This is a genomic window from Larkinella ripae (assembly GCF_054780775.1).
The window spans coordinates 1-9,158 of sequence record NZ_BAAGVR010000031.1; the positions used below are offsets into that span (position 1 = coordinate 1).

Below are 9,158 nucleotides of genomic sequence, written 5' to 3' on the forward strand. Positions count from 1 at the left end.
AAAAAAAACCTTTATTTTGCTGTATAACAAAATGTATAACTAAACTTATATGCCTAAACAGGTTACAATAACAGAACCTGAGTTAAGTTCAGCGCCTACAGATGTTGACGAAACAAAACCGGAGTTTAGTAAAACAAAGGTTAGTGGAAGTATAACAGAACTCAAGAAAAGTACAACAAAACATAAAGGGGGGCGGCCGCGTCGTGCTCCAGACGTTGGATTGTGGGCTATTCGAGGTGTCGATCTAGAAACTCGGGGAGTAATTGAAAAAGTAGCTCAACGATCCGGTAAGACTATTGGCCAGTTCCTTAATGAAGATGTTCGGTCATATGCTCAAGAACAGCTCAAAAAAGGCGAACAGATGCCAATACGGCAAGAAGACATTCGTACAGAATTAGATGGTATTAAAACAATGATCACTCAACTTGCTGAACGTATTCCTGTTCAGGATAAGAAGGGCTTTTTCAGTCGCCTTTTCGGATAATTTATATGGGTTATCAATTTGAATGGGATGACGGTAATCGTCATAAGTCAGTAATCAAACATGGGGTTACAAACGAGGAAGCAGAAAGCGTTTTTGCAGATAGTGGCCGTGTAATCCGTCTCAGTAAAAGAGGAACGCCTACTGAAATTCGTTATCTTTGTTATGGTCGTAGTAACCAAGACAGGCTACTAACCGCTTATTTTATCGTTAGACATGGGAAAATCCGCATTATTGGTACACGAGTCGCTAGGCGTGAAGAGAAAGCGTACTACGAAGATCGACAAGTCGGAGACTGATATGTTCTTTGTAAAGGAACTTCCTGACGAAGACACAACTCAGTGGATCGCTAAAGATGTGCCCATTGACTTAGACCGGCTTATTGCCGAATCTAAGAAATAGAGTCATCCTTTGTCCTCAGGCCGGTGTCTTTGCTAGAAGAAAGTTGGAGCCTTAGGCTACACTCTGCCTCTAACTCTACACCTGATCTATTGCCGGCTGAACTTGCCAGTAGTCAGCAGCCAAAGCAAAGTAAGAAATCACTCTTTCGGATTTTGTTCGGGTAAGACTTTTACTTGTTATCCAAACCGAATTCTTTTTGCAAAATGGAGCGGATATAGCCTGGTTTGTTCTTGGTACGGTCGAGTTTTCCCGATGTTTGAAGTTCATCAACACGCTGAGCAAAAAGTTTGACGTTTTCGTGCGTTTTTAGAGCTTCTAAGGCCTGATCGATCAAAGGCGAGTCTTTCCCAAAGGTTTGGGCTAAAAATTGCGCTACGAAGACGATATCGGCATTGTTGGCCCTTTCCTGAGCTGCTTGTCTTTTTTTAGTGTGAATCTGAAAACTCCACCGCTTTACCGAGCCACCCCGCCCCCGCCCACTACGTTCTTCAGTGTATGTGAAGTAAATATCGCTAATACCTTCTTCATACATCTTCATCAACTCGGCCTGTGCTACCTCAATAACAAATTGCTTCAAATTTCCAGTTGTCATTTTAGCTACTAATACATCCCTTAACTCATCGGGAGTAAAATCAAAACGACCCACAGATCGCCATTGGCAACACCATTCATAAAACCGTTGTGAGAATTTGCTAGCCAATGTCATTACAACAGTGGCATCCAAGACCGTAAATCGTTTTGTGAGTTCATGAAGATAAGGCAGTACGTAGGTTGATATCCGGATCTCTATCCCTTTCCCTTTTATTAACTCGCCACCGTTTACAAAACCTGTTTCAATCCAGCCCCCATCAGGTTTATCAATTGAAAAGTCTTTTTTGCGAAGACTAACAACAGCTTTTCTGTAATCTCTAAATCGATGGTCATGCTCATCTGCTTTCTTTAGCTGACTTTCTGGAATAAATAACACTAACTCTCTACTGAAAAAGTCATCGGCAATACCGTTTTGAACGCTCTTCATTATCTCAATAAGAGCTAGATATATAAGTCTTTTTTCAGTGGTAGTGTAGTCGTATCTAGCACCAGTAATAGCATTAGTCTGTTTAAAAGATTCTGTAAGGCTCATAAGAATATTTTAACAGTAAAAAAAATAATTACTTTTAAAAAAAGCAAATTAAATGCCACTTTTTCCGCCAATTACTGTTAAAATACCCTCGAAAGTACCGCCAATTACTGTTAAAATACCGCCAATTACTGTTAAAATACCCTTTCAAAACACTGTATATCAAATAGTTGCCAGGCCTTAAAGTTTGCAAAAGAAATATTTGATAAAGTGCAAATGCGAAAAAAGGGGCATTTAGGGTGTGGATAAGTCTAAAAAATGGCCCAAAATCCAAAGTTATCCACAGGGTAAAAAGCAGCAAAAAGCGTTCGACTAAACTGAATGGGAAAGGGAAAAAAGCAAAAGGGAAAACTACACCGGGGGGTGATAACTATTCCTATAGTTTATAATCTTATAATTGTACTATTTTAGTAAATATCCTTCTCTTATCTGCTTTTCTCCCTTGAACCCAGCAATCCCCTTGAATTTGCCTTCCCCTTTCCAACTCGTTTAGTTTACCCGGGCTGGCCGGACTTGGATTTATAAATCTATCCTATTGTCTTTAGCTTTCCTGATACGTAGTTAGCGGGCTGTGTTCTGGGTGTACAGGAGTCTAGTTTTAGAGAGCGAGACGGAACGCTATTCCACTGCGTTCCATACCGTTCGTCCCGCCCTACGGGGTTGGTAATCAATATATTATAATTATATAGTTCGGATATTTACAGATTAAGTGTGTAATAATTTTATAACTAATTGACAATCAATACATAAATGTATACTTTCTATCCGTATGACCGAGCGTAAGAGCCTTTCTGTTAGTGTCGGCACTCACCAGCAATTAGAGCGGCTGGGGGTGCAATTTGGCCTTTCCAACAAGGATTTGGTGACCGCCATGGTGCAGTATTTCACCGTTACCCGGACCGATCCGCGCGAGCCGAAGGCCGACCAGCCCGAGCTAGTCCTGAAAAAACTGGTTGATCAAGTGGCTACGCTCGATAAGCGCTTTATTGGATTTATCCGCGAACAGGAAAAGGAGATCCTAAAACCCCTGCGCGCCGACGTACAGGCGCTGCGGCAGGCTCAGGAAATCCACCCCCCTTTGAGTCCGGAGCAATTGGAAGAACAGCTTACGGGCGTCGTCGAAGCAGTGCAAACCTTGCTGCGGCTATCCTTCCGCACAGCCCTAGTGGATAACGCTTTACGTCCTGAGTACCGCCAACAGGCTGATGAACTGATCAAACAACACCCCATCCGATGATGACCAAGATTCCAGCCGGGGGCAGTGGCTTGTCCAACCGCAGCGGCTCCTGTGGGGGTTTAGCCACCTACCTGGAGAAAGAACAGCAAGGGTTGTGGTTTGGCCGCGATACCGATGGCGTAGCGGCTGGACAGGTCGTGGCCGAAATCGACGCGAATAAGCGCAACCTGGGCCGGGCCGATGATAAGTACTATCAGATCGTACTGGCCCCTTCCCAGGCCGAACTGGCGCACCTGAAAGCGGACCCCGAGCGGTTGAAAGCCTTTACCCGCGAAGCGATGGAGCAGTACGCGGACAACTTTGGAAAGGGGATAAAGGGCTCCGATCTGGTCTGGTACGCCAAGATCGAGCAGCACCGCAGCTACAACCACACCGACCGGGCCGTTCAATTGGGGGAGCAGCCCAAAGGAATGGCCAAGGAGGGCGATCAGACCCACATTCACGTCATTGTTAGTCGCACCGAGAATCTAAAAGCCTACCGGCAGGGCTTGGAAGCCGGTTTGCACGAGCGGAAGAATCCCTACCATTTGAGTCCCTTGACCAATCACAAGGCCACCACCAAAGGGGTAGTCAAAGGCGGCTTTGAGCGCAACGGTTTCAGTCAACGGGTGGAAAAAAGCTTTGATTTGGCCTTTGGCTACGAGCGGAATCTGACCGAGTCGTTTGCCTACCGGCACGGCATGAAGTACGGCGACGAAGCCTTAAAAGCCGAGCTGAGTCAGGCCGCTCGCCGGGAAGCCGCTCGCCGGGAAGCCGCGCCCCGGTCCGTCGCCGAGTTAACGGTGTCCGACCCGCTAACGGGTCTACGGGAAGGATTAAGCCAGGTCTACCAACAACAAGAGGCTAGCCGCCAGGCCGAGCTGCAACGCCAGCAGGAATTGGCCCGTCAGCAAGAAGCCCGCTTAAAAGAAGAACAACGACTGGAAATCAAACCCGAACAGACGCCCCGCCGGAGCCGGGGTTTAGGCTTATGAGCGAAAACAAGTTTTTAAAAAACCTGGGTCAGCCCAGCCCGCCCCCAGCAGAAACCAGTGCCGACCCCATCCAACGGCTAACGGCGGAATTAAGCCGCCAGAGCCAGGCCATCGAGCAGCTAACGGCCCTGCTTAAAGGGGAGCAACAACAGCCCCCCGCAGCGACCTATGAGCAGGTGAAGGCGCTGCACGATCAGCCGGTGGAGTTGGATATCCGCGCGTTGGCCGAAGAGCTTGGTCCGGCGCTGATGGCGGTGCTGCCCACGGCCCAACGGATCCAGGAAGCCGGAGCGGCGGCCGCTCAGCAGGTGGCGAAGGCCGCCGCGCGCATCCCGCGCGACATTCGGGTGCCGGGTTCGATTCTGGGTTTTACGTCCTGGCAGTCGCTGGTGATCACCTTGGGGGTCTTCTGCGGGTTATTTTTTGGGCTGGGCTGGTACGCCGAACACCAGGCAAGTCAGGCGCGGTACTGGGAGGGGCAAGCCACCCAGAGCACGGAACGTTATTACGATTACAAGCAGTTTGTTGACTGGCTATCGACCCAGAAGTCGTATAAGCAGGCGGTTCAGCAGTACAATCAGCAACTGAACAAAGGGGAAAAAAAGCGGTAAAGTCCGGATCTGAAAATGCCCTTTTTTGCCCCTTCGTTTTTAGGACATTTCTGAGGGGTGTTGTATAAGGAATCTTATGTTAAGAAACTTTTCCAAGAAATACACCTAAAAACAAGAGTAATGTAAATAGGTCAAATTGTGGTTTGGAAAGGGAGAGAAGAAAGCCAAATATTATTTGAAAGGAAAATGCACAGGTCAAGAATAAAGTTACTACCAATCGTAACTAAATGTGCAGCTTCCGGTTAATAAGGCAATCCCTGCTTTCTAGGCCTACGTAGATACTGACTCCGTGGAGAATAGCTTCAGGATAATCTTACCCCATTAAGATGACTAGCTTCTATTCCTTACGTATGCCAGCTCTCCTGCTATCAGGCCTGGTTGTTATTGCAGCGTCTGGCTGCCAGAGTGAAAGCTCAACCAAGACCACCGCTCAAACGACTACCGACTCGGTAGGTGCTGGCCGCATTGACGCTGGCCGTGAGATATACCGCAACGAAACATTTGGCGACGAGGGCTTCTGGACCGACGCTGTGCGCATGCCCCAGGGCATGAAGGCTGCTAAGCTTACTGTGCTCGACGCGCTGAAAGCCGGTGTCAGTTTCGATGTGGATGCCCTGCCCACCGACCTAAAAGCTGCCTTCGTCAATGAGCTCAAGACCGACCACTCGCCCGCCCAAGCTCCCAAGCTCAATGACCCTGCCACGCTCGACGCGTTGGTGAAGAACAACGCCGTTATCGGTATGGTACCAAAAGGGGGTAAAGTTGGCGTAACTTGTGCACTTTGCCACGCCATCACCGACAAGTCGATGTTTGAGCTTGCGGGCAAGGGGAGCATTGGCAAGCGGATCGACGGCCCCACCCCGCACGGTCTCAACGTAGGTAAGCTGCTGGCCATCGCTGCCAACTCCCGCGCGCTCTTTCCCACCTTACAGTTGCAGCAGCCCGACGGAACTACCATTGGCCGTGCGCCTAAGGGCCTGACGGCTAACTCCTCCGAAGCGGAAGTTGACGCTTACTTGAGTAACCCCAAATACTACCCTATTGGCACCTTTGATGATTCGCCGGACGGTAATGGCAATTCCATTCACATCACGCCCTTTTTTCGGCAGGATTTGGCCGCGCCCTTCGGCTCATCGGGCCAGAATGACAAGCTGAATGATTTTAACAACACGGTCTACACCGCTTTATTTGATCAGAGTAACCTGCTCTCGCCCGGCGGCAAGCAGTTTATTCACCTGTTAGGCGCGGCAGGCGGTGACTCAATCGTGGCCGGTTATGCCAAGGTATTGGCCGCTACCGGCGTGACGGGTTACCCCTATGTAACGGCTCCAGAGAAGGGCAAACCTGGCGACCCACCTACCCCCACCGGTAAGCGCGTGGACGAGCAGAAGCTGCGTGATCTGGAAGCCTACGTCCGCAGTCTGCAAGCGCCCAAGGGCGTGGTGACCAACGCCATGCAAGTGGCGAGTGGACGCGCGCTGTTTGTCGCTCAAAACTGCACGTCTTGCCACAATACCAATCAGAGTGTGCCGGTGTCCACCAAGCTCATTCCTATGAAAACCATCTGGCCAGGCTACGCGCCTAAGGTGCTGGCCCAGCGACAGGCTCCCCTATCGCCTATTCAGAATGCCCCTGGTACGTTCGACGATAAGATGGTGGTGGTGGATGCCAGTCCCGGTGGTGGCATTCGTGGCAACGCCCTTCCTTTGCTATTAGACCTGGCTCGTAAGCCCGTATTTCTGCACGATGATTCGGTAAGTAGCCTGGATGAACTGTTTAACCCGAAGCGCGGCAAAACGGCTCCGCACCCCTTCTATATAGTCAAACCAACCCAGCGAAGCGAGATGATCGCTTACCTGAAGAGTTTAGACACGGATAGCAAATAGGCCGGGGTTTATTGCCCTTTTGCTCAAGTTCACCCCTATTATGCATTGACTTGATTGATCGATGCGGTTTTTGAAGTATCCGAGAGCATTACTGTAAACGCAAGTGGTTACTCTATTAAGCTTTGAAAAGTACAATGCCTGGCTACTCTGATCGATAGCCAGGCATTGTACTTTATCTAGAGTTGTTGTAGAACTATGAATATGTAAAGGGAAAAAGTTAAGAAACTAAGCGATTAAGATAGAGCAACATTTATTTGAAAAGTTTAACTATTCCAAGCTAGTGAACGGCAGACTACTTCATCTGCTTCGGCTACGGGGTAGCTGACACATTCAAGGTATATCCGCCACGTGGAGTCTATAAGATTTTGTTAATCAATTAGTTACACAGATTTAACTGTTTAGCACGGGGGCTATACCGGCAAGTAGAGTATAACACCCAGAATACATGTGAATTTGGGTTGCTAACCGCTGTATTTTGGGCTTGGATGGTCTTAACGTCGTTTAAAGGCTTAAGAGCATCAAAATTGGCTGCTTTTACACGTCCCTAAATAGCATATTTACTTCTCTCTAAAACGAACGTTAAAAGCATAAAATTTCCTGTAAGTAGTTGTTATAAAGGTGGTTAAACCCCTTACGTGGCGAAAAAGGCGGTTTTGTGTTAACTACCCTTATGTTAATGCTCAGGTAGCTGTTGATCATACTTTAGGTCCCCGAATTTTACAGGCTGAAAAGGCCCGGCTTGCTAAGTCTAAGCAACTAGACGCTCAGGCAAAGCACAATAAGCTGTTGGGTATATGAGATGTCTGTATCCCGTACCGTCAGGGGTGGTCCATGCCTAATACATACTAGTACAGCGTCGCAGACTCCTATTTTTCTCCTTTAATCGTCCGAGATTACCCGAGATTACCACCTGGCGCTGCGAAGTGCCAGAAACAGGCCCGCCACCACAACGGCGACACCTACACCAATCAGTACTTTGTTTGGGTGCTTCACCTCCGCTGGGGCCTCAGTCCGCTCCGGTTGAGCCTGATACGTTCCGTCGGTCACGTCCAGAATCAGTTGTATTGCTTCTTCAGGAACGTCGAGTTGGGGAAAGTGACCTGAGTTGGCGAACCAGTGCAGTTGCGCATCGGGGAACAAACTTAGTGCGAGCTTCGACTGACCGGGCAGACAAACCAGGTCCCGGCGTCCCCAGCCAATAACTAACGGCTGTTGAATGAGACCCGCCGGGGCACCCTGCTGTTTTTCGCCATGGGCCAGATTGTCCAATAGTTCGTTGAATGCGGGCGTGGGCACAAACGTTCGCAGTTCCTGTAGCGCTACCGGAGCGGGGATTTTCCAGGGAGCCGCCGAAAACTGAGCGAACAGCAGGGTCCGGCCAACGGGGTTGCCGGTCAGAAAAGGCAGTGCGGGTTGTAATGTGCCGACGAGCTGGGCTGATAACCGCACGGAGTGGTAAAAGAAGGGAATTTCCCAGCCCTGCCAGAAACCACCCGGGTCGAGCGACACGACGGCACCCAGCACCCCGCCCCGCCGGGCCAGTTCGATCACTAACCGCGCCCCCATCGAACTGCCGACGGCGTCGATGCCCGTCAGATTATTATCGGCCAGAAAATCGGTCACGGCGTCGGCAAGGGTACGAATGGAGGTCTCGCCGGTCAGGGGTGGCGTGGCTCCGAAGCCGGGTAAATCTACCGCGATAACGTCGCGTTTGGTGGCCAGGCCGTCGATGATCAGATCCCACGACCGGTGGCTGCTACCAATGCCGTGAACTAAGAGTAGGGGTGTGCCAGTGCCTCGCCGGACGTAGTGCATTGTCATGGGTCGTTTCGGTTTAATGGATCGTACTGTCAGGTGACAGACCCGCTAACTCAACTCCAATCAGGACGCGTTAGTTTTGAAAGGTGATTCCGGGTCAGGTGTGACGGACGGACGATTTTACAACTCGTCCATATTTATACGTATAGTGTCCAGTGATGAACGCCGTATGCCTTTAGATTTACCCCGTGATATTATTCCAAGATAAAGGTTTGACGAGTTGTATCTTGGAATAATATCACGGGGTAAATCTAAAGGCATACGATCTGTTGTATAATCACTTTTATGTTAACTTTTTCCCTTGTAAACCGTGGGATGATGTAACGAGTGACCACTAGTCCTCCACATATGATACCTGCCCATACTGGATTAGGGATCGAGAAATTACCCATGAATATGTAATTCATTAAGGAAGCTACGAAAGCTACCGACAGTATACTCACGACAGCCGCAGCCAACCACTTTAGATATTTCATAGCTCCATCATTTTTCTGTCGTGTAATTAATATTTGTGTTAATTGAAAGTTTTGTAAAACTAAACTAAAGTTCTGTTTTGCTGGCAATTAGTCAAAAAAAACCTTTATTTTGCTGTATAACAAAATGTATAACTAAACTTATATGCCTAAACA

Annotated in this window: 8 protein-coding genes; 6 read left to right on the forward strand and 2 right to left on the reverse strand. The window is 48.8% G+C overall.

Going from position 1 to position 9,158, the window contains the following annotated elements; all coding sequences use genetic code 11:
* Positions 1 to 49: 49 nt before the first annotated feature.
* Both ACYVHX_RS28255 and ACYVHX_RS28260 read left to right on the forward strand, forming a co-directional pair.
* Positions 50 to 484, forward strand: coding sequence for a hypothetical protein (locus tag ACYVHX_RS28255; RefSeq protein ID WP_460675076.1), 435 nt, complete (start codon positions 50 to 52; stop codon positions 482 to 484).
* 5 nt (positions 485 to 489) lie between these two features.
* Positions 490 to 780, forward strand: a complete 291-nt coding sequence (locus ACYVHX_RS28260) for a BrnT family toxin (RefSeq protein ID WP_460675077.1) — start codon at positions 490 to 492, stop codon at positions 778 to 780.
* A gap of 272 nt (positions 781 to 1,052) precedes the next feature.
* On the opposite strand, the gene ACYVHX_RS28265 is transcribed toward ACYVHX_RS28260, so the two are convergent.
* Entirely contained in the window at positions 1,053 to 2,006 is a 954-nt protein-coding gene (locus ACYVHX_RS28265; protein ID WP_460675078.1) for a RepB family plasmid replication initiator protein, read from the reverse strand.
* 766 nt (positions 2,007 to 2,772) lie between these two features.
* Between ACYVHX_RS28265 and ACYVHX_RS28270 the strand changes: the two genes are divergently transcribed.
* The 4 genes from ACYVHX_RS28270 to ACYVHX_RS28285 all read left to right on the forward strand — a co-directional run bounded on the left by ACYVHX_RS28270 (position 2,773) and on the right by ACYVHX_RS28285 (position 6,711).
* Entirely contained in the window at positions 2,773 to 3,240 is a 468-nt protein-coding gene (locus tag ACYVHX_RS28270; RefSeq protein WP_460675079.1) for a BfmA/BtgA family mobilization protein, read from the forward strand.
* Complete coding sequence (locus ACYVHX_RS28275) at positions 3,237 to 4,214, forward strand: DUF5712 family protein (RefSeq protein WP_460675080.1); 978 nt, start codon at positions 3,237 to 3,239, stop codon at positions 4,212 to 4,214. Before ACYVHX_RS28270 ends, ACYVHX_RS28275 begins: the two co-directional genes overlap by 4 nt.
* Entirely contained in the window at positions 4,211 to 4,825 is a 615-nt protein-coding gene (locus tag ACYVHX_RS28280; protein ID WP_460675081.1) for a hypothetical protein, read from the forward strand. The genes ACYVHX_RS28275 and ACYVHX_RS28280 overlap by 4 nt, the downstream gene beginning before the upstream one ends.
* A 350-nt stretch (positions 4,826 to 5,175) precedes the next feature.
* A complete protein-coding gene (locus tag ACYVHX_RS28285; protein WP_460675082.1) occupies positions 5,176 to 6,711 on the forward strand; it encodes a hypothetical protein in 1,536 nt (511 codons plus the stop codon).
* A 903-nt stretch (positions 6,712 to 7,614) separates the two neighbouring features.
* On the opposite strand, the gene ACYVHX_RS28290 is transcribed toward ACYVHX_RS28285, so the two are convergent.
* Positions 7,615 to 8,532 (reverse strand): alpha/beta fold hydrolase, encoded by a 918-nt coding sequence (locus tag ACYVHX_RS28290; RefSeq protein ID WP_460675083.1) that lies wholly within the window; start codon positions 8,530 to 8,532, stop codon positions 7,615 to 7,617.
* Between the last annotated feature and the right edge of the window lie 626 nt (positions 8,533 to 9,158).

What these genes read in the sequence shown, in the direction of transcription:
- ACYVHX_RS28260 (WP_460675077.1), top strand. Translation starts at nt 490, where the DNA reads ATGGGTTATCAATTTGAATGGGATGACGGTAATCGTCATAAGTCAGTA.
- ACYVHX_RS28270 (WP_460675079.1), top strand. Translation starts at nt 2,773, where the DNA reads ATGACCGAGCGTAAGAGCCTTTCTGTTAGTGTCGGCACTCACCAGCAA.
- ACYVHX_RS28285 (WP_460675082.1), top strand. Translation starts at nt 5,176, where the DNA reads ATGCCAGCTCTCCTGCTATCAGGCCTGGTTGTTATTGCAGCGTCTGGC.
- ACYVHX_RS28255 (WP_460675076.1), top strand. Translation starts at nt 50, where the DNA reads ATGCCTAAACAGGTTACAATAACAGAACCTGAGTTAAGTTCAGCGCCT.
- ACYVHX_RS28290 (WP_460675083.1), bottom strand. Translation starts at nt 8,532, where the DNA reads ATGACAATGCACTACGTCCGGCGAGGCACTGGCACACCCCTACTCTTA.
- ACYVHX_RS28280 (WP_460675081.1), top strand. Translation starts at nt 4,211, where the DNA reads ATGAGCGAAAACAAGTTTTTAAAAAACCTGGGTCAGCCCAGCCCGCCC.
- ACYVHX_RS28265 (WP_460675078.1), bottom strand. Translation starts at nt 2,006, where the DNA reads ATGAGCCTTACAGAATCTTTTAAACAGACTAATGCTATTACTGGTGCT.
- ACYVHX_RS28275 (WP_460675080.1), top strand. Translation starts at nt 3,237, where the DNA reads ATGATGACCAAGATTCCAGCCGGGGGCAGTGGCTTGTCCAACCGCAGC.